1 protein-coding gene is annotated in these 1,078 nt (G+C 62.3%); it reads right to left on the bottom strand.

All coding sequences use genetic code 11. The annotated features are described in order from the left end of the window. On the bottom strand, positions 1 to 1,078 hold a 1,078-nt coding region (locus ACESMD_RS06575; RefSeq protein WP_372611472.1), incomplete at both ends, for a hypothetical protein.

Genomic DNA, 1,078 nt, shown 5'->3' with positions numbered 1-1,078 from the left:
GGGTGGCGATACCGCTATCCGCTGTATGGGGTCGCCCTCGTCGTCGTTCGCGGCCATGTCATATTGGTAGATCAGGCCGTTCTGCCAGTCGCCGATCAGGTGCTGGTCATAGGCCCAGGCGTAGCAGTTGCCGTGGTGCCGTCCCCACTCGTAATGCTGACGCTCGTGCCATAGGTTCGTCGCCGCGTCGTATACCCACGTCTGCGCCTGGCTGGGAAAGGTCAGGACATAGAACTTGTGGCCTTCCTCGGTGTAGGTGTAAGCGAAGGCGTCCCATTGCTCGCCGTCAATGGCCTGCTCGACGGCATGGGTGCTGACGCGCTTGGGCTGGTATCCGGCCGCCCGGTAGACGATGCCATCCTCGCCCAGCCAGTAGACTGTGTTGTCCATCTTGGCGGCGCTGTGCGGTGCGGCAATGCCACGCTCTGCATACGCGCCCTGCATACGCTCGAAGGGGAAGTCCGGATCTCCCGAGTTGTACCAGACCTCGATGCTGTGCCTGCCGAATACCCACAGCTCGCGATGGTCTGACAGCACAGCCAGGCTGTCATCGGGTGCGGCCTCGGCGGTGGCGAAGTCCAAGGCGTCGAATGTCGTGGCCAATAGCTCTGACAAGAAGAATTGCCCGGTGCCGGCTCGGTTGAAGATGAAATAGCCGTCCTGATAGGTCACGGTATCGGCCGGATACCAACCATCGCCTGATAGCTGGGTCAGGCCTCCGGCAGAGCTGTAGGAATAGCCTCTGCTGCCATCCACAAGCACCAGCGACGCACCGTTGTTTGCAACGCTTACTCGCCCTGAGAGCGTCACGCTCCCCAGCTTCGTCACAGCGCCATACCGATTCACGGCGTAGAGCGCTGACGGGGTGACGGCATAGAGGACGTTGTCCATAACGTGAAGCGCCAGCACCGGCCGGGTGGGCAGGAGCGTGAACTTCGCCGTGCCGGGCGTTCCGTACAGGACTACAGGTGATTTGCTATCGCGGGGCAGGGCCTCGGCATAGAGGTTGATTAGCCTGGCCCCGCTGGCGTCCTCGCTGCGCCCCTTGGTGCTGGCGGTTGCCCACTGGATTGGTTGC

It is taken from the genome of Halomonas sp. (assembly GCF_041689495.1).
GTDB lineage: Bacteria > Pseudomonadota > Gammaproteobacteria > Pseudomonadales > Halomonadaceae > Halomonas.
Note: the sequence above shows the minus strand (reverse complement) of the source record. Positions and strands in the feature narration are given on the sequence as shown.